We start from the raw sequence: 24653 nt of genomic DNA, 5'->3' as shown, positions 1-24653 counted from the left end.
GCCGCGCCCGGTTCAGCCGGACAGCACCAGACCCAGGTAGACCAGCGTGGTGACCACTTCCACAGTCGCGCCGAGGACGTCGCCGGTGATCCCGCCGAGCCGGCGTACCACGTGGGTGAGCAGCGGTAGCGCGACGGCGATCGCGGCGACGACGGCGAGTGGCCCCTGCCATGGGCGGCCCGGCACCGCGGGCACCGCCAGCAGCACGACGGCGACCGCGCCGGCGGCGAGGGCCACCGGGCCGACAGTGCCGGCGACCAGCGCGCCCAGCCCGTCGGGCCGGGCGGCCGGGACCCCCCGCCGGCAGGCCACCGTGACACCGAACCGTCCGGCCGCGGTCGCCGCCACGACCGCCGCGAGACACGCCGGCCAGGACCGGCCCGCCAGGTCGGCGAGCGCCGCCGCCTGCACCAGCAGTACGACCACCAGGGCGACCACCCCGAACGGGCCGACGTCCGGCTTCTTCATGATCTCCAGGGCGGCCGGGCCCCGCCGGTACGACCCGAGCGCGTCCACGGTGTCGGCCAGCCCGTCCAGGTGCAGCCCGCGGGTGAGCAGCGCGGCGACGCCGACTGTCACACCGGCCGCCACCAGCGGGGGAGCGAGCGCACCGGCGAGCAGCAGCACCCCGGCCAGCAGGGCACCGAGCAGCGCGCCGACCACCGGGGCGAGGGCCATCGCAGTGCCGGCGACCGGACGATCGATGCGTCCGGCCCGCACCGGCAGCGTGGTGAACGTGGTGACCGCCAGCCGGGCTCCCGCGAGGAGCCGTCGCTCAGCCGGCACGCCAGCCCGACGCCGGCTGCTCGTCCACCTCGGTGCTGGCCGGGCCCGGCCCGGCCGGCTCCGGCTCGGCGAAGTCCGGCTCGGGCTCACCGAGCTCCGGGTCGGCGTAGCTCGGGTCGGTGGACTCCGGCTCGTCGACGGCCGCCGGGTCGGTCTCGTCCCCACCGCCCAGTGACGGGTGCACCGGCAGCGCGGCGGACAGCGCCAGCACCGAGCGCAGCAGCGGCAGCGCGACCAGCGCGTTCGCGCCCTCGCCGAGATCCAGTCGCAGGTCGAGCAGCGGGGTGAGACCCAGCACGTCGGCGGCGAGCCGCACGGCCGGGTGCCCACCGTGGTCGGCCAGCAGACACCAGTGCCGGGCCTGCCCGGCCAGGTCCCGGCTCACCATGCCGGCGGCCAGCCCGACCGGCCCGTCGAGCAGCACCGGCACCCGGCGGGCGGTGGCGCCGAGCAGCACGCCGGTGGCCACGGCGATGTCGCCGCCGCCCAACTCGGCGAGGATGTCCTTGGCCCCGCGCGACGAGCGTCGGGTGCGGTGCAGCGCGTCGCGGACCGCCGCGCAGCGGACCATCCAGGCCGCGTCGTCGATCTCGCCGGACTCGGTGATCACCCGGCCCAGCACGGCGGGCGGCTCCGCGCCCGCGGTCGCCGCGAGCACCGCCGCGGCCGCCGCCTCGGTGCCGGCGCCGCACGCCCCGAGCACCAGCAGCTCAACGCCGGCGTCGGCGGCCTGCTCCGCCAACCGCCAGCCGTACCGCAGCGCGGACTCCACCTGCTCCGGCGTGAGGGCCGGCTGGCCCTCGATCGGCGCGGAGGCCGGAGCGTCCACCACCTGGAGGCTGGCACCACTCTCGGCGGCCAACCGTGCCAACGCGCCCCGACCGGCGCGGGCCTGCGCGGCGCGGCGCGCCGACTCGCCGGCGACCGTGCCGGCTGCCGCCCCGCCGGCGTGGTCGCCGTGCAGCAGCAGCACCCGCACCGAACCCCAGGCGGTGGGGGTGGAGGTGCCCTGGGTGGCGGCGGCGAAGCCCACCACCCGGTCCAGCACGCCCAACCCGGCACCCGGTACGTCCAGTGTGGCCAGCCGGTCCACCGCCTGCGGGCCGGCGTACTCGTCGGGCATCGGCAGCTCCATGCCGGGCTGGATGACCAGCCCGGTGGCCACCATCGGCAGCGCCATGGTCGGTGCGGCCCACGGGTTGCCCGACTCCGGGGCCGGGGTGGCCGCGGGGGTGTGGGTCAGCACGTCAGGCAGCTGCACCTCGGGGGTCGGCTCGGCGTCGGCCAGGCTCGCCACCACCGGTGCGGTAGCGGTGGCGCGGGCGGCCGGTCCGGTCGCGGTGGCGCTGGCGGTCGCGGTGGCGGCCGGCTTCAGCCAGACCGGCTGACCGGCGACGACCAGCACCACCGCGTCGCAGGCGTCGGCGACCGCGCGGTTGGCCGCGCCCAGCGCGTCGGTGAACGCCCGGCCCAGCGGCGTGGTCGGCACCAGCGACAACCCCACCTCGGGGCTCACCAGCACCACCCGGGCGGCACAACCGCGGATCGCCTCGGCCAGCTCGGCGATCGTCGCCACGTCGTCGGCGGGCTGGTGGTCAGGGTCGAGCAGCACCGTCACCCAGCCGCCCAGGTCGTCGACGAGCAACGTCTCGGTGGGCTCGGCGGAGGCGAGCACGTCGGCCAGCCGGCGCGGGTCCGCGGCGGTCTCCTCGGTGGTCCAGCTGCCCGGCCGCCGGGCGCGGTGCGCCGCCAGCCGGGTCGCCCACTCGGTGTCCTCCGGGTCGCCCTCGGGCGCGGTGGCGACGTAGCGGACCACCGGCGCGTCGGTGACCAGGGACTCGGCGAACTCGGACTTGCCGGACCGGATACCGCCGAGCACCAGGACCGTGTTCCACCCGTCTACGGACATGCCCGTACCTTAAGGCCGCCCGGGGTTGTGGTGCGTGCCGGCCCGGCGCTCACGGTCGTTCAGTCGCAGTGCTCGAACGTGCTGCCGTAACTGACTCCGCCGGTGGAGCCGCCCCACTTGACGCACGTCCCGGCGGCGTTGGCCTTGACCGGCCCGGCGTAGTAGTCGAAGGACCCGCTGTCGGTGCTGCGCGCCCGACCCTGCACCTCCAGGTACGCCGAGGCCGCCGTCTTCGTGCCGACCGCGGTGTCCTTGAGGGTGACGACGCAGTTGGCGCCGGTGCCCGCGTGGTACAGCAGGTAGACCCGGCCCTTGCGCTGCCCGTCACCACTGGTCAGCGTCGCCGAGTCGATCACCTGGTAGCCGCTGCCGCACGCCTGCGCGGCCGTGTACGGGTTGGGCCGGCTCGACGGGGTACGGGTGGGCGTCGGTCGGCTGCTGGCCGTACCGGTCGGTGTGTCGCCCGGCGTCGTGCCGCGGGTGGGGTCGCTGCTGGTCGTCGCGCCGGCAGGGGAGCCGGTCGGGTCGGCTGTCGCGGTCCGGGTGACGCCCGGCGTTGCGCTGGGCGGCTCGGCGGCGGTCGTGCCCGCGGGCGGCAGCGCGCCGTCGGTGGCCGCCGTCGACTCGCCGGCCAGCACGGGTGGCTGGTCGGTCGAACTCGGTCCCGCTTGCGGTCGCAGCGCCACCACGGCCACCGTGACGACCAGCGCGACGAGGACGACCGCGCCGGCGCCGAGCAGCAGCGGACGCAGTCGGCCCGCCGGCCCGCTCTGGAGCGTGTCCTCCCGGGTCGGCCTCGGCTCGGTCGTCGGTTCGGCCGCGACGTTCGCCGGCGGGCGCGGAGCGGCGGGCCCCGCCGACACCGACCCGGCGGGCGGCGTGGCCGGGACCGGCGGCGCGGGGACCGGCCTGGCGGGCGGCGGCACCGCGACCGGCGGCACCGCGACCGGCGTCGCGGGGACGGGCGTGGCGGGGACGGGCGTGGCGGGGACCGGCCCGGCGGACGGGGTGGGCGCGGCCAACGCCCACGGCGGGCGGGCCGAGACCGGGATGCTCGCCAGGGTCGAGTCACGGGCATCGGCGGCGGCAGCGGCCAACTCGGCGGCGCTGCCGAAACGCTCCTCCGGGCGCTTCGCCAGCGCCCGGGCCACCACGGCGGCGACCGCCGGCGGAGTGTCCGCCGGCAGCGCCGCCGGGTCCTCCTGGGCGTGCCGCAGCGCCACCGCGAGCGGGTTGTCACCGTGGAAGGGCGGCTGCCCGGCAAGACAGAAGTACGCCACCGCGCCGAGCGCGTAGATGTCGGTGGCGGCCGAGACCGGCTGCCCGGTGGCCTGCTCCGGGGACATGTACGAGGCGGTGCCGAGCACCATGTTCGCGGCGGTGAGCCCGGCCATGTCGCGGGAGCGGGCGATGCCGAAGTCGACCAGCACCACCCGGCCGTCGGCGGTGAGCAGCAGGTTGCCCGGCTTCACGTCCCGGTGCACGATGCCGGCGCGGTGGGCGGTGTGCAGCGCGTCCGCGGCCTGGGCCAGCACCGACATGGTGGTGGCCGGATCCAGCCGGCCCACCGCGCGCACCCGGGCGGACAACGGCTCGCCCTCGACGTACTCCATCACCAGGTAGTCGACCCGGCTGCCGTCGTCGAGCGCGGCCTGCCCCACGTCGTGCACCGGGACCACGCCCGGGTGCCGCAGCGCGGCCAACATCCGCGCCTCGGCCCGGAACCGGGCGGTGAACTCCGGGTCGGCGACCAGCGACGGCAGCAGCACCTTCACCGCGACCTCGCGTTCCAGCAGCACGTCCGTGCCACGCCAGACCGCGCCCATCCCACCCGTCGCCACCCGCTCGCCCAGCCGGTACCGTTCGCCGAGCAGCACTCCCCGTGTCAACACCGGGCCACCGTACCGGCCGAGGGCAATCGGGTTGATGCACCCCGGGGGAGGCGTCCGCCGGGGCGAGCGAGCGCCGTTGCGCGCCGGGCCGACTACGCTGGCGAGGGTTCGTCCCACGGGGACTTCAGCGGCGAGGGGAGACGCGGCATGGCGTGGAGCTGGCGGTACGAGGGCACGGACGGCCAGACGGTCGAGGGACCGGCGGAGTCGTTCGGGAGCCAGGCCGACGCCGAATCCTGGATCGGTCAGACCTGGCGGGAGCTCGCGGCGTCCGGCGTCACCTCGGTCGCGCTCGTGGAGGACGACCGGGTGGAGTACCGGATGAGTCTGCTGCCCACGGCCGAGTGATGGCCTACGACCGGCCGGGCGGCGACGGGCTGGTCCTCGGCGTTCCCAAGGCGGCGTTCCGGCCCAGCCCGGTCTTCCTCGGCCTGGTCGCGCTGTTCGCGGTCAGCGGGGTGTTGACCTGGAACGGGTACGGCAGCGTCCGGTTCACCGTCTTCCTCTTCGTGGTGTCGGGCTGGCTGGTGTCGCTCTGCCTGCACGAGTACGCCCACGCGGTGGTGGCCTACCGGGCCGGTGACCGGGACATCGCCCATCGCGGCTACCTGACGCTCAACCCGTTCAAGTACACCCACCCGTTGCTGTCGATCGTGCTGCCGGTGGTGGTGGTGCTGCTCGGCGGCATCGGCCTGCCGGGCGGCGCGGTCTGGGTGGACCGGCACTCCATCCCGGGTCGACTGCGGCACACCCTGGTCAGCCTCGCCGGCCCGGCCACCAACGTGGTGTTCACGGTGGTGCTGGTGGCGGCGGTGCGGTTGGGCACCCAGTCGGGTGGTCCCGTGGAGTTCTGGGCCGGGGTGGCGTTGCTCGCCTTCCTCCAGCTCACCGCCAGTGTGCTGAACCTGCTGCCGGTGCCCGGCCTGGACGGCGGCAACATGATCCAGCCGTGGCTCAACCCGCAGTGGCGCAAGATGTACGACCTGTTCGCGCCGTACGGCTTCATCCTGCTCTTCGCGCTGCTGTGGAACCCGCGCATCGGCGGCTGGTTCTTCGACGCGGTCTTCGCGGTCGGTGACCTGCTCGGTCTGCCCTCGTGGCTCTACGCCACCGGCCTGGATCTGGTCCGCTTCTGGCAGGGCTGAGCTGACCACACCGGCCTGGAGACGGGCTGAGCTGACCACACCGGCCCGGTCGGCGCGAATCGTCGCGCTGACCGGGCCGGAGCTGTGTCAGGGACGCTGCGCGGGGGACTCGGTCTTCGCCGGGTCCCGCTCGACGATCGGGTCGATGATGGCGTCGATCGCCTTGAGCAGGTCGGCGTCGAGCTTCACGCCGGCCGCCTTCACGTTGTCGTGCACCTGCTCCGGGCGGGACGCACCGATGATCGCCGACGAGACGTTCGGGTTCTGCAGCACCCACGCCACGGCGAGCTGGGCCATGCTGAGCCCGGCCTGCTCGGCGAGGGGCTTGAGCTGCTGGACCCGGGTCAGCACGTCGTCGTTCATGAACCGGGAGATGAAGCCCGCGCCCGACTTCTCGTCGGTGGCGCGGGAACCGGCCGGCGGCGGCTGGCCCGGCAGGTACTTGCCGGAGAGCACGCCCTGCGCCATCGGCGACCAGACGATCTGCCCGATGCCCAGCTCCTCGCTGGCCGGCACGACCTCGGCCTCGATGACCCGCCAGAGCATCGAGTACTGCGGCTGGTTGGAGACCAGCGGGATGTGCAGCTCCCGGGCGAGCGGGTGGGCGGCGCGCAGCTGGGCGGCGGTCCACTCGGAGACGCCGATGTAGTGCGCCTTGCCGGAGTGGACGACGTCGGCGAACGCCTCCATCGTCTCCTCCAGCGGGGTGGCGCCGTCGTAGCGGTGGGCCTGGTAGAGGTCCACGTAGTCGGTGCGCAGCCGGCGCAGCGAGCCGTTGATCGACTCCATGATGTGCTTGCGGGACAGGCCACGGTCGTTGCGGCCGGGGCCGGTCGGCCAGTAGACCTTGGTGAAGATCTCCAGGCCCTCACGGCGCTCGTTCTGCAACGCCCGGCCGAGCACGTCCTCGGCTCGGGTGCCGGCGTACACGTCGGCGGTGTCGAAGGTGGTGATCCCCGCGTCCAGAGCGGCCCGGACGCAGGCGAACGCGGCGTCCTCTTCGACCTGCGAACCGTGGGTGATCCAGTTGCCGTACGAGATCTCGCTGACCATCAGGCCGGAGCGGCCCAGGTGTCGGAATTCCATGTACCGACCCTAGCTCTAGTGGATCACCAGTGGCGACCGGTGGCTCAGAGTATCGGGTTGGCGTCGATGAGTAGCCGGTCGATCTCCTCCAGCACCTCGGCGCGATCGCGGTGCACCGGGTCGATGAGCGGCAGACCGCGCCGGTCCAGCGCACCCCACCGCCCGTTGCCGCCCTCGATCAGGAACGCCACCGGGTGGATGACCAGCATCGGGTGTGTCGGCGGGACCAGCACGGTGCCGGTGCGGTCCACTACGCCCCGCCGACCCGCCACGTCGACCACGGCGAGCCCTTCGTCGGTGAAACCGTCGACCTGCTGGCCGTCGGCCAACTCGGTGACGAAACCGTGGTAGCGGGTGGGCACGACGATCCGGCCGGTCCGGTCGACCGCCCCCCACCCCTCACGCCGTACCGCGGCCAGCCCACGCCGGAACGGTCGTACCTCGGCGAAGTTGGGCGCGACCTGCACCGCGCCGGTCGCGTCGATCGCCGTCCACCCGCCCTCGCCGACCACCCAGGCCAGGCCGTCGCTGAACGGACGGGCGGTCCGGAATGACGGCGGGATCACCGTCGTACCCAGCAGGTTGATCAGCGACCAGCGGTCGGTGTCCGGTCGGCGCACCCAGGCCAACCCGTCGTGGAACGGCTGCGCCTCGGCGTACCGGGCGGGGATGACCAGGTCGCCGTCCTGGCTGGTGTAACCCCACAGCGGCCCGTCCCGCTCCGGCAACGGGGGCCGGTCCCGGTCGAGCACCTCGTCCCGACTCCGGGGGTACGGCCCGAAGCCGCCCGCCTCGGCCCGGACGGTGACCGCGTCGAGGGCCACCCGGATCCGGTCCAACAGTTCGGCGTCGCCAGCGCCGCGTAGGTCGAGTGCCTTCTCGAAGTGTGCGCAGGCCTCCATGAGCCGTCCCTGGTCGTAACACGACCGGCCGGCGTGCTCGTGCAGCGCGGCCCGCAACCGGTCGGGCAGTTCGACCGAGTTGGCCTGGGCGAAGAGTTGGTCCGCCTCGGCGAAGTCGCCGCGCCAACGCAGCACGTGGGCCAGCCGGGCCTGGGCCAACGCGGTCCGGCGCAGCTCGCCGGTGGCTTCGGCGTAGGTGAGGGCGAGTCGCCCGTCGGCCAGCGCGTCGTCCAGGTCGCCGAGGATCCGCGAGGCGACCGCCCGCAGGCTGAGCAGTCGGGCCCGGGTGCGGTTGTCGACCGCCGAACCCAACTTCTCGGTCAGTCGTCGCCGGATGGCCCGCAGGTCGTCCGGCTCCGTCAGATCCTCTCGCAGGGTGACGGGGTCCAACCGCCAGCGGTACGCGGCCAGCACCTGCTCCGGGTCACCCGGGTCGGCCAGCGACGGGCGGGCCACCGGCGGCGGTGCGTCGGGTGGCGCGGACACCGGCACGTTCTCCCGGTCGGTCCTCGGCCCAGGTACGACCGGGGCGGGTGCCCCGGACGTCGGCACCACCGACGCCGGTGGCCCGGAGACCGGTGCCGTGGCGGGCGGTGGTGTCGGGCCTGGCGGCGCGGAGACGGGCACTGCGGACACTGGTGGTGCGGAGACGGGCGTCGGTGGCGCGGACACGGGTGCTGCGGCTGGTGGTGCGGACACGGGCGCTGGTGGCGCAGACACGGGTGCTGCGGCTGGTGGCGCGGACACGGGCGCTGGTGGCGCGGAGACCGGTGCCGCGGAGTACGGCTGCGCCGGGGCTGGCGGAGCAGAGATGGGCGCTGCGGCCGTGGCGGGCGGTGCGGAGACGGGCGCTGGTGGCGCGGAGACGGGCGCTGGTGGCGCGGAGACCGGTGCTGCGGTTGGCGCCGCCAACGGCGGTGCGGAGATGGGTGGGTTCGGCTCGTCCGACGACATGACCGACAGGGCGGCATCGCCCGGCCCTTCGTCGACCCGCGAGCCCTGCGGCAGGCCCGTGCCCGTCTCGTCGGCCGGCTCGTCGGGTGGCGCGAGGTCGTCCGTCGGGTCGTGCTCGACCGGCTCGGCGTCCTCGACGAGGGAAGCGGTCGAGGGCTGCGGGTCGACCTCGACCTCGGCGCGGCGGTCGGGTGCGGCCGGCTGGTCGGGCATCGCGCCGACAGGTACGCCGGAGACGGGCTGGTCGCCGTCCACGTGTCCGGTGTCGACGACGGGCCGCGGGTCGTCGTCCAGGTCGTCGACCGGGAGCCAGGACGCACCGGAGACCGGGTGCGTGGGCGGCGCGGAGACGGGGTGCGTGGGCGGCGCGGAGATCGGGTGCGTCGGCGGCGCGGAGACGGGGTGCGTGGGCGGCGCGGAGACCGGGGCGAAGGCGTCGGCCGGTGTCGGCGCGCTGGCGTGCTCGTCGGCCACGTCGGGGTGGGTGACGGCCGTCGACGTCTCCACGGCCGGTGTGTCGGAGAGGTCGGGGTCGCCGGCCGTCGACTCGCCGTCGGTCGGGTCGAACGACAGGTGTTCCGGTGCCGGCTCGCCCGGGTCGGACTCGGCGGGCTGAGCGGGGCTGAACCACGCCTCCGGCCCGCGGGTGCCCGGAACGTCGTCCGGCTCGTGAACGGCCGCCAACGGCTCTTCCGCGGCCGGTGGGGGTACGTAGCGGCGCGGCGTACCGGGGGCTGGCGGGAGCGCCGGCGCGACGTCCTCGGCCGGCGGCTGGACGGACGCGGGCGTCGGAGCCGCCGGAGCAGCGGGGGTCGGGTCGGCCGGGGGTGCGGCGGGGCGGGTTGCCGGTGGCCCTGACGCCTGCCAGGTGGGCGGCGGGGCCACCGGCGGACGCGCGTCCATCGTCGGCACCGGCCGCTCCGGCGGGTACGGGCGCTGCGGCGCGCCCGGACGGTCCGGTGTGGCTGGTCGGTCGGCGGGGTACTGCCGCTCCACAGTGGGCGGGCGGTCCGGGGAGACCGGGCGGCGGTCGGTGGGTGGGGTGCCGGTCAGCGGGCCGGCGGCCGGACGGCCGTCCGGGCCTGGTTCCTCGCCGCGCCGCTGGCCCGCCGGGTGGTTTCCGGGGCCGGTGTAACGCGGCGGCGGGGTGGGGCGTGAAGCGGACGCTGGTGGCGGTTCGGCCAGCGGCCGCCGTCCCGATCCGGGCGGGGCATCCGAGCGCTCGTCGGCGCCGGGCGGGTCCACCGGCGCGGGCAGGTACTCCAGCCGCAGGCGCGCGGCGGGTGGTCCCGAGACGGGCCGGTCGGAGGCCGGCGAGACCGGGGCGGCCGACACCGGTCGGTCCCGACCAGGGGCGGCGGGTGGGACGGCCGCCGGTGACACCGGCCGTTCCGGGGTGGCCGGGGAGACCGGGGCGGCGGACACCGGCCGGTCCCGGCCGGGATGGACCGGGGTGGCGGGGGAGACCGGGGCGGCGGACACCGGCCGGTCCCGACCGGGATGGACCGGGGTGGCGGGGGAGACTGGTCGATCCCGACCGGGGGAGACGGGTGCCGGCGACACCGGTCGCTCCGGGGAGAGCGGTGGGACCGGCATGGCACGGCCGGCCGCGGGCGGGGCCGTCGCGGCTGGGCGTACCTGTCGTTCGTCGTACCGAGTCGGGGTGGCCGGCGGGCGCTCGGGCCGGGCCGCCGGCCGCGGCGCGCTGCCCGGCTCGGCCCCGCGGTACGGGTCCGTGGTGCGGTACGGGTCCGTGGTGCGGTGTGGGTCGGGGACGCGGTGTGGGTCGGTGCGGTGGCCTGGCTCCCGGGTGCGGTCCGGCGTACGGTCCTGGCGCACCGGGCCCGGCGGTGGCCAGGGCAGAGAGCCGTCCGACCGGTGGCCCGGCTGCGGCCGGGGCTGGCGGTACGCGTCCTCACGAGGCGCGTCCTCGCGGTACCCGTTCTCGCGGTACGCGTCCGGGCGGGCCTGCTCGCGAGGCCGCCGATCCGGGTACGCCTCGGCGCGGGCCGCCGCCTCACGGGGCTGCTGCCAGTGCGGGTCGGTGTCGGGTCGACGCCGGTCGTCGTCGAGGCGGGGCTGGTCGGGCAGGTCCGCGTCGGGGCGCCGCCCACGTCCACTGTTGGGTGCGGGGGCCGCGCCGATCCCCTCATCCGCGCGGTAGCGCTGCTCCGGGCGACGCAGGTCGTCGGCGGCCCGGTCCGGGTACCCGTCGGCGCGGTATCGCGCGCGGTCGTCCACGGGTGCCCACGGGTCGGTCCCGTCGGTGACCCGGCCGTCGTGCTCGCGGGCGGGTCGGACGCCGTACCCGTCGGCGGGGTGTCGTTCGTAACCGGCGGCCGGTCGTTCCGGTGTGCCGCGCCGCCGTGGCGCGTCGTCCGGCTCGGCCACCCAACCCGGCTCGGGCCGGGGCGCGGGGGAGACCGGTGGCGTACCCCGGTAACCCCGATCCCGCTCGGTGGGCTCCGGCCGGGGACGGCGGCTGTCGTACCGCTCGGGGGTGGGCTGGTCCCGGTGCCAGGCGGCTTCCCGGGCGGGTGCCCGCTCGTCGGCGGGGCGTCGGTCGGACCAGGCGGTGCGTCGGTCCGGCTCGGAGGAGCGGCGTTCGTCGCGGCGGGGTGGCTCGGGCAGCGGACGACGGTAGGGCTCGTGGTCGTAGTGGCGGGAGTCGACGCTGTCGGGTCGGCCGTAGGTCGGCGGGTCCGCCGAGCGCTCGTCGCCTCGGGGCCGGCCGTAGAGCGGTGTGTCGCCTGGCTCGTCGTCCACCCAGGACCGGCCGGGGGGCGTCTGTTCCGCCGGTGGTTCGTCGGACCACGACCGGCCGAGGTAGGTGCCGTCCGGGCGGGTGGGTGCGAGCGAGGGCACCTCGGCGCGACCGGTCGCGGTCGCCCGACCGCGCGGTGGCGGCTGCTGTGGCATGCCGATGTCGCCGGGGTAGCGCTGGCCGGGGAACTGGGGGTGCCACTCGGTGGTCGGTTCGACCACCCAGGACGGTTCGTTCGGGTCTGGCCACCGGTCGGTGTAGCGGCCGTTCATCGGTCGAGCCCGTCGCCACACCCGGCCGCCGGGCCGATTCTCGCCGGGGGTGAGCTGTCCGTAGTCGCTCTCGGGTGACCGCTGGGCGTCCGGTCGCCGCCTGCCACGCCCCGGTGGCCGGCTCGCGTCCGCTCGCTCACGCGTTGTCACCTCGTTGCAAATTGTCGCGCTGGGGCCGCATGTGCCGGTCAGATCGCCCGCTCGGGCAGGCTGTGGCTGCGGATGGAGGGTAACGGCGCGGGCTCGCTCACCGCCACTGTGGTGCAGGCCACCGGCGCAAACGTTATCCCATTGGTTTCGGACATTTGGTCCTATAAGCGAATCTGGTCACCGACGATACCGTACCCGGCGGCCAACCGGCCCCGGCGGGATCGGCGCGCTCGTTCAGGGATGCTCCATGATGAGGACGGCGAACGTGCCGGCAGCGAGCGCCTCGTAACAGTGCGGGGTGTCGCCGGGGAACGTGGCGTAGTCGCCGGGGTCGAGTTCGACCGGCGCCGCCTCAGGCCCCACCCGCAGTCGGCCGGCAGCGACCACCACGTGCTCGACGCTGCCGGGGGTGTGTCCCTGTCCGGCTCGGACCGCCCCCGGTTCCATCCTGATCAGATAGACGTCCCGACGCAGGTGCGCGCTGCCGGCGCTGAGCAGCGTCCCGTTGAAGTCGGCCTGCTCGGAGCGGACGCGGGGCCCGTCCCCGGCCCGGATGACCCGTACGCCGTCGTCGGCGGGCTCCATCAGCCGGCTGAGCGGCACGCCGAGTGCGTCGCCCAGCGCCCAGAGCGTCTCCACACTCGGGTTGCCGGTGCCCGACTCCAGGTGGGAGAGGGTGGACTCGGCCACCCCCGCCCGGTGGGCCAGCTCGGTCAGCGAGACGCCGACCCGTTCCCGCTCCCGGCGCAGGGCGGCGGCGATGGTGGCCAGCGGGGCAGCCGGTTCCGAGGGCATGCCTTCGCTCCAGTGGGTCAAACGTTCGGCGACCCGTTCAGCATGCTGACCACACCGCACGATCCGCGCAGTTACGCCGAAACTGCTGCCGCAGAGATGTCTGAGGCAGCAGTTTCTTCTGTGTCGCGCGGGTGCGGGTCGCCCCGGTGGGTCAGACCTTGTCGCCCAGGTTGACCTGGGGCGCCGGAGCGCGCATGCGCCGGAAGGTGATCGACCGCATGACCGCGTAGAGGAAGAGCGAGCCCATCCGCTGGTCGGTCTTCGGGAAACGCTCCCGGACCAGCTTGCTGATCTTGCGGCAGATCAGCACCGAGTCGACGACCACGCCCAGCGCCAGCGCGCCCCAGAGCACGTTGGAGATCAACCGGACCAACGGCGGCATGGCCGCGTTCGACCCGATCAGCACGATCAGCGCGCCACCGAAGAACCAGGTGCCGACGGTACGCCGGGAGTCGACCACGTTACGGGCCAGCAGTCGCTCCGGGCCACGGTCGCGGGGGCCACCCTCGCGGCGGAACTCCGACGCGGCCTCGGCGCGCAGTCGGCGGCGACGCTCCCGCTCCTCCTCCTTGGTGAGGGGGCGGCTGGGGCCGGCCGGGCGGCGACCGACGGTCGGCCGCTTGGGCGTCTCCCGACCCTTGGCCGGGGTGTAACCCCGGGGACGCTCAGCGGTCTCCTCAGGGGTCACCGAGGTGACGGCCTCGTCGACGAGGTCGGTGGACTTGCGGCGAAAGAGCGACGGCACGCGGCAAGGGTAGCCAACGGTCCGCGCCCGGTGCACATCGCGGTGCACCGGGCGGCTGGAGTGTCGTAGCGGAACGTATGCGAGATTACGGACGCTCGGCGTGCGCGCCCAGGTCGGCGAGCTTCGCCTCGAAGTCCTCGTAGCCCCGGTTGATCAGGTCCACGCCGTACACCCGGGAGGTGCCCTCGGCGGCGAGCGCCGCGATCAGGTGGCTGAACCCGGCCCGCAGATCCGGGATGACCAGGTCGGCGGCGTGCAGCTTGCTCGGCCCGGCGATCACCGCGGAGTGCTTGAAGTTGCGCCGGCCGAAGCGGCACGGGGTGCCGCCGAGGCAGTCCCGGTAGACCTGGATGTTGGCGCCCATCGAGTTGAGCGCCTCGGTGTAGCCCAGCCGCTGCTCGTAGACCGTCTCGTGGACGATCGACAGGCCGCGAGCCTGGGTCAGCGCCACGACCAGCGGCTGCTGCCAGTCGGTCATGAAGCCGGGGTGCACGTCGGTCTCCAGCGCCACCGCGTTCAGCTCACCACCCGGGTGCCAGAAGCGGATGCCACCCTCCTGGCCGGGGTCGCCCAGCTTCGGTGCGCGGGCGTCGGTGACCTCGTACTCGCCGCCGACCGAGCGGAAGATGTTCAGGAAGGTCATCATGTCGGCCTGCTGCGCGCCCAGCACCTCGACGTGACCACGGGTCGCCAGCGCGGCGGCCGCCCAGCTCGCCGCCTCGATCCGGTCCGGGATCGGGCGGTGGGTGTAGCCGTGGAGCTTGGGCACGCCCTGAATCTCGATCACCCGGTCGGTGTGGACCTTGATGATCGCGCCCATCTTCTGCAGGATGCAGATCAGGTCGATGATCTCCGGCTCCACCGCGGCGTTACGCAGCTCGGTGACGCCCTCGGCCATCACGGCGGTCAGCAGCACCTGCTCGGTGGCGCCGACGCTCGGGTACGGCAGGGCGAACTTGGTGCCGTGCAGCCCGTTCGGCGCGGACAGGTGCAACCCCTCCGGCCGCTTGTCGACCGTGGCGCCGAACTCGCGCAGCGCCTGGAGGTGGAAGTCGATCGGGCGCGGACCGATGTGGCAGCCGCCCAGATCCGGGATGAACGCGTGCCCGAGGCGGTGCAGCAGCGGGCCGCAGAACAGGATCGGGATCCGGCTGGAACCGGCGTGCACGTTGATCTGGTCGGTGCTGGCGCTCTCCACGTTCGCCGGGTCGAAGACGAGCTCGCCGTCCTCGGTGCCGTCGGTGACCTTGACGCCGTGCAGGCCGAGTAGACCTCGAACCACCTCGACGTCGCGGATCTTCGGCACGTCGAACAATCGGCTCGGGCTGTCGCCGAGCAGCGCGGCGACCATCGCCTTCGATACCAGGTTCTTCGCGCCGCGCACGCGGATCCGCCCTTCGAGCGGAGTGCCTCCGTGCACAACCAGGACGTCGTCGGTCAACGCAACCTCCAGCGCGTCGGTGCTGCCGTGTTGATGGTGGGGCGCCTGAACGTTGTCGCTACCCCGGATGCGGCCATATCGAAACGGCCCGCGTGTGTCGTCGCTTGGGCAGCATAGCCCTCGGTGACGAAAAAGGACTCGGTCACATCGGCGTGTGCGGCATTAATCGGTGATCCGGCACTTTTGCGTACCAAGAGCGCTACAGATCGTGATCAGGCGCCGGGCAGCGCGAGCATCTGGTCCAGCGCGACCCGGGCGTGGTGCGCGGTGTCGGCATCCACCGTGATCTGGTTGACCACCCGGCCCGCCACCAGCTCCTCCAGGGCCCAGACCAGGTGCGGCAGATCGATCCGGTTCATCGTCGAGCAGTAGCAGACGGCCTTGTCCAGGAACATGATCTGCTTGTCCGGGTGCGCGAGCGCGAGCCGGCGGACCAGGTTCAGCTCGGTGCCGAGCGCCCACGCCGAGCCGGCCGGAGCCGCCTCGATCGTCTTGATGATGTACTCGGTGGACCCGACGTGGTCGGCGGCCGTGACCACCTCGTGCCGGCACTCCGGGTGCACCAGGACGTTGACCCCGGGCACCCGCTCCCGTACGTCGTTGACGCTGTCGAGCGTGAACCGGCCGTGCACCGAGCAGTGCCCCCGCCAGAGGATCATCTTGGCGTCGCGCAGTTGCTCCGGGGTGAGCCCGCCGCCCGGCTTGTGCGGGTCGTAGAGCACGCAGTCGTCCAGCGACAGGCCCATCTCCAACACCGCGGTGTTGCGGCCCAGATGCTGATCGGGCAGGAAGAGCACCTTCGACCCCTGCTCGAAGGCCCAGTCCAGGGCGCGCTTGGCGTTGGACGAGGTGCAGACCACGCCACCGTTGCGGCCCACGAAACCCTTGATGTCGGCCGAGGAGTTCATGTACGTCACCGGCACGGTCTCGCCGGCGATGCCCAATTCGGTCAACGTGTCCCAGGCGGCCTCAACCTGGCCCAGAACCGCCATGTCCGCCATCGAGCAACCCGCCGCGAGGTCAGGCAGGATCACCCGCTGGGTGTCGGTGGTGAGGATGTCGGCGCTCTCGGCCATGAAGTGCACGCCGCAGAAGACGATGTACTCCGCGTCCGGGCGGGCCGCGGCCTCCCGGGCCAGCTTGAACGAGTCGCCGGTCACATCCGCGAACTGGATCACCTCGTCGCGCTGGTAGTGGTGCCCCAGCACGAAGACCTTGCTGCCCAGCTTCGCCTTCGCGGCGGTGGCGCGGGCCACCAGATCCGGATCGCTGGGCGCCGGCAGGTCGCCCGGACACTCGACGCCGCGCTCGGTGTCGGGGTCGCTGCCCCGGCCGAGCAGCAGCAGAGCCGTCGCCGTGTTGGAGGGTTCCACCCAGGTCGAAGTCACGTAGCCATGGTCCCACAGCCCGAGCGCGACGCAGCTTCGCTCGGTGTGGGCTGCCACACTGCTCGGCATGCGCGTGCTGCTCTGCCCGGACAAGTTCGCCGGCACCCTGTCCGCACCGGAGGTGGCCGCCGCGGTCGCCGACGGTTGGCGCACCGTCACGGACGGAGATGATCTGCTGATCCGGCCGCTCGCCGACGGTGGGCCGGGCTTCGTGGAGGTGCTCGCCGAAGCCCTCGGCGGCCGGCGGGTGCCGGTGTCGACGGTCGATCCGCTGGGCCGGCCGGCGGCCGGTGAGATCCTGCTCACCACGGACGGCGCGACCGCATACCTGGAGAGCGCGCAGGCGTGTGGCCTGCACCTGCTCACCGTGGCCGAACGTGATCCGAAGACCACCACCTCGTACGGGCTGGGTCTGCTGGTGGCCGCCGCGGTGGAGAGCGGCGCCCGCACGGTGGTGATCGGTCTGGGCGGCTCCGGCACCAACGACGCCGGCGCCGGAATGCTCGCCGCGCTGGGCGTGACCCCGCTCGACCAGGGCGGCGCCGCGCTCCCGTACGGCGGGGCGGCGCTCGCCGCGGTCGACGCGCTGGACGGCGCGCCCCGGCTGCGCGGCGTCCGGCTGGTCGCGGCCACCGACGTGGACAACCCCCTGCTCGGCCTGCACGGGGCGAGCAACGTGTTCGGCCCGCAGAAGGGCGCCGACCGCGCCGACGTGCTGCTGCTCGACGCGGCCCTGGAGCGTTTCGCGGCGGTGCTGGAACGGGACCTGGCCGGCTGCCCGGCGGGACTCGGCGCGCTGCCCGGAGGCGGGGCCGCCGGTGGCATCGGCGCGGCGCTGCTCGCCCTGGGTGGTGGCTGCGAGTCGGGGATCGGCCTGGTCACCCGGGCCACCCGACTCGACGCGGCACTGGACACCGCCGACCTCGTGATCACCGGTGAGGGATCGTTCGACCACCAGTCGCTGCGCGGCAAGGTCGTCGCCGGGGTGGCCGGTGCGGCCCGCGACCGGGGCGTCCCCTGCGTGGTGGTGGCCGGGCAGGTGAGCACCGGTCGGCGGGAGGCCGCCTCGGCCGGGGTGACCGACGCGTACAGCCTGGTTGAGCACTTCGGTGGGGAGCCGGGCGGCGGGCTCGACGCCGCGCTGAGCCGGCCCGCGGAGGGGCTGCACGAGCTGGGCGCCCGGCTGGCCCGGCAGTGGAGCCGCTGAGCGTCGCGGCCGCCCGTCCGCCCGCCGTGGTGCGGGGCCGACCTGCGGCGGGGGTCACGCCACGCGGGTGAGCCCGGCCGGGGCGGCGTACGATCGGTTGAGGACCACAACCGGGAATCACTGGACGGCGCGCGGCGTTGGCCAGTGCGTCCGGACCCAAACCGCGCAGGGAGACTTCCACGTGACCACGCCAGCGCAGACCGAGTCGACCGAGGCCCAGGCCCCTACTTCCGTCGTCCTCACCGACGTCGCGGCGCAGAAGGTCAAGGCCCTGATCGAGCAGGAGGGCCGCGACGACCTGCGGCTCCGCGTCGCCGTGCAGCCGGGCGGCTGCTCCGGCCTGCGGTACCAGCTCTTCTTCGACGAGCGTTCGCTCGACGGTGACGTCGTGACCGACTTCGGTGGCGTCGAGGTCGTCGTCGACCGGATGAGCGCCCCGTACCTGTCCGGCGCGACGATCGACTTCGCCGACCGGATCGACGCCCAGGGCTTCACCATCGACAACCCGAACGCGGGCAACTCCTGCGCCTGCGGTGACTCGTTCAACTGAGTCACACCACACGCACCAGCGACGATGGGGCCGTTCTCCGGGACGGCCCCATCGTCGTACCGGTCGGGGGTCGCGCCGGCCTGGGAGCGGTCCCGGAGGGGCCGTGGCGGGCTGGTTGCCGTAGTCCGACCGAGCGGTGACCATCGGGTTGCCGTGCCGGTAGGCTGACCGCGCCCCGCTCCCGACCCCGAGGGTTGTCATGAAGATCGCTGTCACCGGCTCGATCGCCACCGATCACCTGATGAGCTTCCCCGGTCGCTTCGCCGACCAGCTCATCGCCGATCAGCTGCACAAGGTGTCCCTCTCCTTCCTGGTCGACGACCTGGTGCTCCGCCGCGGCGGCGTGGCGGCGAACATCTCCTTCGGGATGGGTCAGCTCGGGCTGCGCCCGGTCCTGCTCGGCGCGGTCGGCGCCGACTTCGCCGACTACCGCTCCTGGCTGGAGCGCCACGGCGTGGACTGCGACTCGGTGCACGTCAGCGAGGTGGCGCACACCGCCCGCTTCGTCTGCACCACCGATACCGACATGTGCCAGATCGCGTCGTTCTACGCCGGTGCGATGAGCGAGGCCCGCAACATCGAGCTGGCCCCGGTCGCCGAGCGGCTCGGCGGTCTGGACCTGGTGCTCGTCGGCGCCAACGACCCCGAGGCGATGCTGCGCCACTCGGCCGAGTGCCGCAGCCGGGGGTACGCCTTCGCCGCCGACCCGTCCCAGCAGCTCGCCCGGATGGGCGGCGAGGACGTGGTGGCGTTGATCGAGGGCGCCGAGTACCTGATGACCAACGACTACGAGAAGTCGCTGCTGCAGAGCAAGGCGCAGCTGAGCGACGACCAACTCCTGGACCTCGTCAAGGTGCGGGTCACCACGCTGGGCAAGCACGGTGTGGAGATCGCCGGGCGCGGCATCGACCCGATCCACGTACCGATCGCCCGGGAGATCCGGGCGGTCGACCCGACCGGCGTCGGCGACGGCTTCCGGGCCGGCTTCTTCACCGCGCTCTCCTGGGGCCTCGGCTTGGAACGCGCCGCCCAGGTCGGCTCGCTGCTGGCCACGCTGGTCCTGGAGACCGTCGGCACCCAGGAGTACGACGTCCGCCGCGACCTGTTCGTGAAGCGGCTGGCCGAGTCCTACGGCGACACCGCAGCAGAAGAAGTCCGCCCCCACCTCCTCCCGTAACCCCCCGCCCCGCCCGCCCCGCGTCGTCCCGCCGCGCCCCGCCTCTGCTCGCGTCGATCATGGAGTTGTGGTGGCCGAATGGTCGCCGTGTGCGGCTTTTGTCCCCCACCACAACTCCATGATCGACGCGGACGGGGCGGGGGCGACGCGGACGGGGGCGTGGGGTTCGGGGGCGCGAGGGCCGAGGGTGGGGCCGGGGTGGGGTTAGTGGGTTCGGCGGATGTCGTAGGCGGGGCCGTCCGGGCCGTTGACCGAGCCGAGGAACTCCTGGCCGCGCATCCGGCACCAGGCGGGAATGTCGACCGCCGCCGCCGGGTCGTCGGCCAGCACCCGGACCACCGTGCCGACCGGCACCTCGGGCATCCGACGCGCCGCCGCGATCACCGGCAGCGGGCAGCGTTGCCCCCGGCAGTCGATCACCTCGTCCGGCATTGTCACAGCCCCACCACCCCGGCCTCGGCGCGCAGCCCCGCGACGATCCCCGGCAACTCGGTCAGGAACCGCTCCACGTCCGCCTCGGTCGTCTCCCGGTGCAGGCTGACCCGCACGTTGCCGTGCGAGAGCACCCCCATCGCCTCCAGCACGTGCGACGGACGCAGCGTGGACGAGGTGCACGACGAGCCGGACGACACGGCGAAGCCCCGCCGGTCCAGGGCGTGCAGCAGCGCTTCCCCGTCGACGTACAGGCAGGAGAAGGTGACCAGGTGGGGGAGCCGGAGCACCGGGTCGCCGACCACCTCCACGTCCGGTACCTCCGCCGCGACCCGGGCCCGGACCCGGTCCACCAGGGCGGCCAGCCGGGTCGCCTCGGCTGCCGCGTCGGCCGCCGCCGCCCGCAGGCTCGCCGCCGCCGCCACGACCGCCGGCAAATTCACCACCCCTGGGGTACGCCGGCTCTCCCGCTCGTCGGCCGGCCAGGGTGACTCCCAGCGGGTGCCCTTGCGGACCGCCAGCACCCCCACCCCGGGTGGCCCGCCCCACTTGTGGGCGCTCGCCGTGAGTACCGACCAGCCGGCCGGCAGCGGCACCCGGCCCACCGACTGCGCCGCGTCCACGTAGAGCGGCACCCCCACGTCGGCGCAGACGGCCGCCGCCTCGGCAACCGGCTGCACAGTACCCACCTCGTGACTGGCGGTGATCAACGCGGCCAGCGCGACCCCCGGGGACCGAACAGCTGTCGACCAGGCGGACAGGTCCAGCCGGCCCAACCGGTCCACCGGCACCACGGTGGCGGTCCCGCCCGCGCCGACATGCCGCTCCGCCGCGTGCAACACCGCCGAATGCTCGATCGCCGAGTGCACCAGCGTCGACCCGACCCGACGCCGGCCCGTCAGGCCGCCGAGCACCGCGCCGTGGGCTGCGGCCGTACCGCTGGGGGTGAAGGACACCTCATCGGCGCGGACGCCGAGCGTCACGGCGGTGGCCTCGCGGGCGGCGTCGAGCAGTTGCCGGGCCCTGCGGGCCTGCGTGTACAGCTTGCCCGGGTCGGCCCAGCCGTCGTCGAGCGCGGCCAACAGCGCCTGCCGCGCGACCGGATGCATCGGCGCGGCGGTCGCCGCGTCCAGGTAGACCGGGGATGCGCTCACAGACCTGCCTTCGTTCGCGGCTGCGGGGCTCGCAACCCCGGCTCACTCCTCGCGCTCACAGACCAACACGCTATCGCGGCGGTATGGCTGGGAACCCCCCGATGGGGGGCGGACAGTGACCCCACCACGGTCGAGTCCGTCATGGTCGAGTAATCTGCGACCGTCGGTGACGCCTTTGCCGCCGGTGCTGAGGAAAGACGCACCGCGGCGCGCTAGGGAGGCAGGACCAGGTGGTCGCAAGGAGTTCGGAGGTACGGCCGTCGGCCGTACGGCACAGCGCTTCCCCAGGGGTTGGTGGACGCCGGGGGCGCGGTGCTGGTCGCCTGGCCGGGCTCGGTCTCGGTGGCGTGGCGTTGCTGGTTCTGCTCACGGGCTGTGACGTGGGTCAGGCCTTTGACGGCTTCGGCTGGCCGCAGGGCGGCATCTCGGCGGAGTCCAAGCGGATGTACGACCTGTGGATCGCCTCCTGCATCGCCGCGCTCGCGGTCGGTGTCTTCGTGTGGGGCCTGATCTTCTGGTGTGTCGTGCGCTACCGCAAGCGTGGCAACGCGCTGCCGGTGCAGACCCGCTACAACATGCCGATGGAGTTCCTCTACACCATCGCGCCGATCCTGATCGTCTCCGTGCTCTTCTACTACACGGCGATCGTGCAGACCGACGTCGACAAGTTGTCGAAGAACCCGGACGTCACGGTCGAGGTCGTCGCGTTCAAGTGGAACTGGCAGTTCAACTACCGCGACGGTCAGGGCCCGGAGGCCCGCACCACCGCGTCGACGCTCGGCACCAGCGAGGTCATCCCGGTGCTGGTGCTGCCGACCAACCGGTCCATCCGGTTCGAGGAGACCAGCCGCGACGTCATCCACTCGTTCTGGGTGCCGGAGCTGCTCTTCAAGCGGGACGTCATGCCGGGCAAGATCCGCAACGTGTTCGAGGTCTCCAGCCTCGATGCCGAGGGTGCCTACGTCGGGCGCTGCGCCGAGCTGTGCGGCAGCTACCACGCGTTCATGAACTTCGAGCTGCGGGTGGTGTCGCCGGAGAAGTACGACCAGTTCCTGGCGGCCAAGCAGAGCGGCAAGTCCACCCAGGACGCGCTGTCCGCGATCGGTGAGGAGCCGTACGCGGAGACCACGCGGCCGTTCGACACCCGGCGGACGCAGGACAACTTCAACCCGGACAAAGTTCCGGCCCGCACCGGAAGCTGAGGCAGCGGCATGAAGACCGAGTGGCGTATCTTCCTGATCATCGCCGGGTTCCTCTTCGGTGCCACGATTCTCTACGGCGCCTGGACGAACGGGGAGTCGGGCGGCGTCGAGTGGGTCGGCACCGTGGCCCTGCTGCTGTCGTTCCTGCTCTGCTCGATGTGCGGTGGCTTCTTCTGGTTCGTCTCCCGCCGTATCGACCTGCGCCCGGAAGACCGTGCGGACGCCGAGATCGCCGACGGCGCTGGTGAGGTCGGCTTCTTCAGCCCGGGCAGCTACTGGCCGTTCGGTCTGGCGCTGGCCGCCGCGATCGCCGCGCTCGGCATGGTGTTCTGGCAGTACTGGCTGATCGGCGCCGGCCTGGTGGCCGTTGTCTTCGCCGCCTGCGGTCTCCTGTTCGAGTACTACAGCGGCACCCGGCGTACCGCCGAGCACTGACCCACACCCGGTCGCCAACGCGACCGACCCCGCACGACGAAGGCCCGTTCCCCGGTGGGGGAGCGGGCCTTCGGTCATGCTTGACCCCGGTCGAGCGGCGCTGGCGCTCAGGCGGCGCGGCGGTGGGTGGGCTGGCGGTGGCGGACGGGCAGCCGGGTGACCGGGAAGGCGATCGCGCCGATGACCACGGCGGCGCCGCAGTCGGTGCAGATCAGTTCTGGACAGTCGGTGCCGTGGCCGTCGACGCAGGGCGGGGCCTCGAACAGCGCCACGCCCTCGCAGACGTCGCAGTAGAGCTCGCGGTGCGACACGGGCGTCTCCTCTCGATCACCAGGCCGGCCCGCCCGGATGCGACAGCGACGCACCGACGGCGGCAGAGAACTACTCAGCTGTAGTTTCCCAGACGGGTCCGACAAATCCCCGCGCACCGTCGCCCACTCGTCGGTCATCAGGTGTGATCCACTCGACTTCCTTGAAATCGGGGTGTCCGGGCTGCCGGGACACCGCGGATTGCAGGAACCCGAGTCGATCACGCCCTGGAGTCCGCCCGCAGAGGGCACGGACGGGTCAGACGCTGACGGGTCAGACGCCGATGGGTCAGGCGCCGACGGGTCAGGCGGTGGCGGGTTGGGCGGTGGCGGTCTCGATCCAGCGGTCCAGAGTCGCGGCGGCCGCGCCGGAGTCGATGGCCTCGGCCGCGCGGGCCAGGCCGGCGCGCAGCGCCTCGGTCAGGTCGCCGTCCAGCGGGCCCTGGGTGGCCAGCGCCGCCGCCGCGTTGACCAGCACCGCGTCCCGGACCGGACCCGTCTCACCGGCCAGCAGCCGGCGGGCCACACCCGCGTTGTACGCGGCGTCACCGCCGCGCAGGTCCGCCAGGGTGGCCCGGGGTACCCCCAGGTCCGCCGCGTCCAGCACGGCCTCTCGTACGGTGCCGCCCTGGGCCGCCCAGACCCGGGTCGGGGCGGCGGTGGTGAACTCGTCCAGCCCGTCCTCGCCGCGCATCACGATCGCCGAGTCGCCACGGGCCGCGAACACGCTGGCCATCACCGGGGCCATCCGGAGGTCGAAGCAGCCGACCGCGCCGGCCCGGGGGCGGGCCGGGTTGGTCAGCGGGCCGAGGAAGTTGAAGAAGGTGGGCACGCCCACCTCACGGCGGACCGGGCCGGCGTGTCGCATCCCGGGGTGGAACCGGGCCGCGAAGCAGAACCCGATGCCGGCCTCCTCGACACAGCGGGCGACCTGCTCGGGGCCGAGATCCAGCGGGACGCCGAGGAACTCCAGCAGGTCGGCGGTGCCACACAGGGAGGACGCCGCCCGGTTGCCGTGCTTGACGACACGGACGCCCGCGCCGGCGACCACCAGCGCCGTCATGGTGGAGATGTTGACCGTGTGGGCGAGGTCACCGCCGGTGCCGACCACGTCGAGCGCGGTGCGGCGCAGCTCCTCGGGGAGGACCACCGGGACCGCGCGACCCAGCATCGCCTCCACCAGGCCGGCCACCTCGGCGGGGGTCTCCCCCTTGCCGCGCAGCGCCACGGCGAACGCGGCGATCTGCGCGGCGGTCGCCGAGCCGGTCATGATCTCGTCCATCGCCCAGGCCGTGTCGGCGGTGGAGAGTTCGTCACCGCGCAGCAGCGCGTTGAGCAGGTGCGGCCAGGTCCGATCGCCCATGGCGGGCCTCCCGAGCATGCGAAGTGCGGGTGGGCTGGAACCGGCGCCGAGGAGATCCGGCGCCGTGGGGTGCCGGAGGAGCGTGGGACGTCAGGCGGGTGCGTGCGTCCGCAGCAACTCGGCCACCGTGCCGCCGGTGGTCACCGGGTCGAGCGGGTGCACCAGCGTCGCGTCGACCTCGGCGTACGCGGCGAGCCATCGGTCGGCGGCGCGGGCGATCACCAGGCAGGTCGGGGGAGCGTCGTCCCGGTCGTCCTTGATCTGCCGGGCGATGCCGATGCCGCCGCCCGGGCTCGCCTCACCGTCGAGCAGCAGCAGGTCGATCTCGTAGTCGTCGACCAGCCGGATGGTCTCCGCGTAGGTCGACGCGTCGACGAACTCGATCTGCAGACCGGGCGCGGGCCGGGTGCCGACGGCCAGCCGCATCCGGTCACGGACCTGCGGGTCGTCGCTGTAGAGCAAGACGGTGCAAAGACGATCGCTCATGCCGGCACTCCGCTTCGCTCCGTGCCGTCATGAGGCACCATCGCACTGAGTCCGATGATTCGTTCGCTGCGCTCACTCATGCCGGCACTCCGCTTCCACCTCGTAGCTGC

21 protein-coding genes are annotated in these 24653 nt (G+C 73.7%); 7 read left to right on the top strand and 14 right to left on the bottom strand.

Going from position 1 to position 24653, the window contains the following annotated elements; genetic code table 11:
* Nucleotides 1-12: 12 nt before the first annotated feature.
* From EV382_RS17070 to EV382_RS17060, 3 genes are read right to left on the bottom strand one after another with little or no spacing between them, the layout of a single operon-like run.
* On the bottom strand, nucleotides 13-786 hold the full coding sequence (locus EV382_RS17070) for an adenosylcobinamide-GDP ribazoletransferase (protein WP_130403133.1): 774 nt from the start codon (nucleotides 784-786) through the stop codon (nucleotides 13-15).
* Nucleotides 776-2695 (bottom strand): bifunctional adenosylcobinamide kinase/adenosylcobinamide-phosphate guanylyltransferase, encoded by a 1920-nt coding sequence (locus EV382_RS17065; protein ID WP_130403131.1) that lies wholly within the window; start codon nucleotides 2693-2695, stop codon nucleotides 776-778. The genes EV382_RS17070 and EV382_RS17065 overlap by 11 nt, the downstream gene beginning before the upstream one ends.
* A gap of 59 nt (nucleotides 2696-2754) precedes the next feature.
* Complete coding sequence (locus EV382_RS17060; RefSeq protein ID WP_130403129.1) at nucleotides 2755-4587, bottom strand: serine/threonine-protein kinase; 1833 nt, start codon at nucleotides 4585-4587, stop codon at nucleotides 2755-2757.
* A gap of 147 nt (nucleotides 4588-4734) precedes the next feature.
* Here EV382_RS17060 and EV382_RS17055 point away from each other — a divergent pair, with 147 nt between their 5' ends.
* The gene (locus tag EV382_RS17055; protein WP_030337978.1) at nucleotides 4735-4935 is read left to right on the top strand and encodes a hypothetical protein; all 201 of its coding nucleotides are present in this window, start codon (nucleotides 4735-4737) and stop codon (nucleotides 4933-4935) included.
* Nucleotides 4935-5732, top strand: a complete 798-nt coding sequence (locus EV382_RS17050) for a site-2 protease family protein (RefSeq protein ID WP_130403127.1) — start codon at nucleotides 4935-4937, stop codon at nucleotides 5730-5732. The genes EV382_RS17055 and EV382_RS17050 overlap by 1 nt, the downstream gene beginning before the upstream one ends.
* An 87-nt stretch (nucleotides 5733-5819) precedes the next feature.
* On the opposite strand, the gene EV382_RS17045 is transcribed toward EV382_RS17050, so the two are convergent.
* From EV382_RS17045 to nadA, 6 genes are all read right to left on the bottom strand, one after another.
* Nucleotides 5820-6818 (bottom strand): aldo/keto reductase family protein, encoded by a 999-nt coding sequence (locus EV382_RS17045; protein ID WP_130403125.1) that lies wholly within the window; start codon nucleotides 6816-6818, stop codon nucleotides 5820-5822.
* 44 nt (nucleotides 6819-6862) lie between these two features.
* Nucleotides 6863-11710, bottom strand: coding sequence for a tetratricopeptide repeat protein (locus EV382_RS33820; RefSeq protein ID WP_279636481.1), 4848 nt, complete (start codon nucleotides 11708-11710; stop codon nucleotides 6863-6865).
* A 384-nt stretch (nucleotides 11711-12094) separates the two neighbouring features.
* Nucleotides 12095-12655 carry a helix-turn-helix domain-containing protein gene (locus tag EV382_RS17035; RefSeq protein WP_130403123.1) on the bottom strand — a complete coding sequence of 187 codons (561 nt, stop codon included), beginning with the start codon at nucleotides 12653-12655 and terminating at the stop codon, nucleotides 12095-12097.
* Between the two features lie 151 nt (nucleotides 12656-12806).
* Nucleotides 12807-13400 (bottom strand): DUF3043 domain-containing protein, encoded by a 594-nt coding sequence (locus EV382_RS17030; RefSeq protein ID WP_130403121.1) that lies wholly within the window; start codon nucleotides 13398-13400, stop codon nucleotides 12807-12809.
* 85 nt (nucleotides 13401-13485) lie between these two features.
* Nucleotides 13486-14841, bottom strand: a complete 1356-nt coding sequence (gene murA, locus EV382_RS17025) for a UDP-N-acetylglucosamine 1-carboxyvinyltransferase (RefSeq protein WP_030337972.1) — start codon at nucleotides 14839-14841, stop codon at nucleotides 13486-13488.
* Nucleotides 14842-15053: 212 nt separating this feature from the next.
* Entirely contained in the window at nucleotides 15054-16229 is a 1176-nt protein-coding gene (gene nadA, locus EV382_RS17020) for a quinolinate synthase NadA (RefSeq protein ID WP_130403119.1), read from the bottom strand.
* 67 nt (nucleotides 16230-16296) lie between these two features.
* Between nadA and EV382_RS17015 the strand changes: the two genes are divergently transcribed.
* The 3 genes from EV382_RS17015 to EV382_RS17005 all read left to right on the top strand — a co-directional run bounded on the left by EV382_RS17015 (nucleotide 16297) and on the right by EV382_RS17005 (nucleotide 19163).
* On the top strand, nucleotides 16297-17436 hold the full coding sequence (locus EV382_RS17015; RefSeq protein ID WP_130408911.1) for a glycerate kinase family protein: 1140 nt from the start codon (nucleotides 16297-16299) through the stop codon (nucleotides 17434-17436).
* Nucleotides 17437-17617: 181 nt separating this feature from the next.
* Complete coding sequence (gene erpA, locus EV382_RS17010) at nucleotides 17618-17986, top strand: iron-sulfur cluster insertion protein ErpA (protein WP_007463211.1); 369 nt, start codon at nucleotides 17618-17620, stop codon at nucleotides 17984-17986.
* Nucleotides 17987-18185: 199 nt separating this feature from the next.
* Complete coding sequence (locus EV382_RS17005) at nucleotides 18186-19163, top strand: carbohydrate kinase family protein (protein WP_130403117.1); 978 nt, start codon at nucleotides 18186-18188, stop codon at nucleotides 19161-19163.
* Nucleotides 19164-19367: 204 nt separating this feature from the next.
* Here the strand turns inward: EV382_RS17005 and EV382_RS17000 are convergent, their stop codons facing one another.
* Nucleotides 19368-19601, bottom strand: coding sequence for a sulfurtransferase TusA family protein (locus EV382_RS17000; RefSeq protein ID WP_130403115.1), 234 nt, complete (start codon nucleotides 19599-19601; stop codon nucleotides 19368-19370).
* Nucleotides 19598-20749: a cysteine desulfurase family protein gene (locus EV382_RS16995; protein WP_130403113.1), complete on the bottom strand. Its 1152-nt coding sequence runs from the start codon at nucleotides 20747-20749 to the stop codon at nucleotides 19598-19600. The genes EV382_RS17000 and EV382_RS16995 overlap by 4 nt, the downstream gene beginning before the upstream one ends.
* Nucleotides 20750-20979: 230 nt before the next feature.
* Here EV382_RS16995 and ctaC point away from each other — a divergent pair, with 230 nt between their 5' ends.
* Both ctaC and EV382_RS16985 read left to right on the top strand, forming a co-directional pair.
* Nucleotides 20980-21951, top strand: a complete 972-nt coding sequence (gene ctaC / locus EV382_RS16990; protein WP_130403111.1) for an aa3-type cytochrome oxidase subunit II — start codon at nucleotides 20980-20982, stop codon at nucleotides 21949-21951.
* 9 nt (nucleotides 21952-21960) lie between these two features.
* A complete protein-coding gene (locus EV382_RS16985; RefSeq protein WP_130403109.1) occupies nucleotides 21961-22386 on the top strand; it encodes a cytochrome c oxidase subunit 4 in 426 nt (141 codons plus the stop codon).
* 107 nt (nucleotides 22387-22493) lie between these two features.
* On the opposite strand, the gene EV382_RS16980 is transcribed toward EV382_RS16985, so the two are convergent.
* The 3 genes from EV382_RS16980 to EV382_RS16970 all read right to left on the bottom strand — a co-directional run bounded on the left by EV382_RS16980 (nucleotide 22494) and on the right by EV382_RS16970 (nucleotide 24543).
* Entirely contained in the window at nucleotides 22494-22697 is a 204-nt protein-coding gene (locus tag EV382_RS16980; protein WP_130403107.1) for a hypothetical protein, read from the bottom strand.
* 301 nt (nucleotides 22698-22998) lie between these two features.
* Nucleotides 22999-24057 carry an anthranilate phosphoribosyltransferase gene (gene trpD / locus EV382_RS16975; protein WP_130403105.1) on the bottom strand — a complete coding sequence of 353 codons (1059 nt, stop codon included), beginning with the start codon at nucleotides 24055-24057 and terminating at the stop codon, nucleotides 22999-23001.
* A 90-nt stretch (nucleotides 24058-24147) separates the two neighbouring features.
* Entirely contained in the window at nucleotides 24148-24543 is a 396-nt protein-coding gene (locus EV382_RS16970; RefSeq protein WP_088988339.1) for a response regulator, read from the bottom strand.
* Between the last annotated feature and the right edge of the window lie 110 nt (nucleotides 24544-24653).

The organism is Micromonospora violae (genome assembly GCF_004217135.1).
Classification (GTDB): Bacteria; Actinomycetota; Actinomycetes; order Mycobacteriales; family Micromonosporaceae; genus Micromonospora; species Micromonospora violae.
The sequence above is the reverse complement of the archived record's forward strand: the minus strand, read 5'-3'. Positions and strand labels throughout refer to the sequence as shown.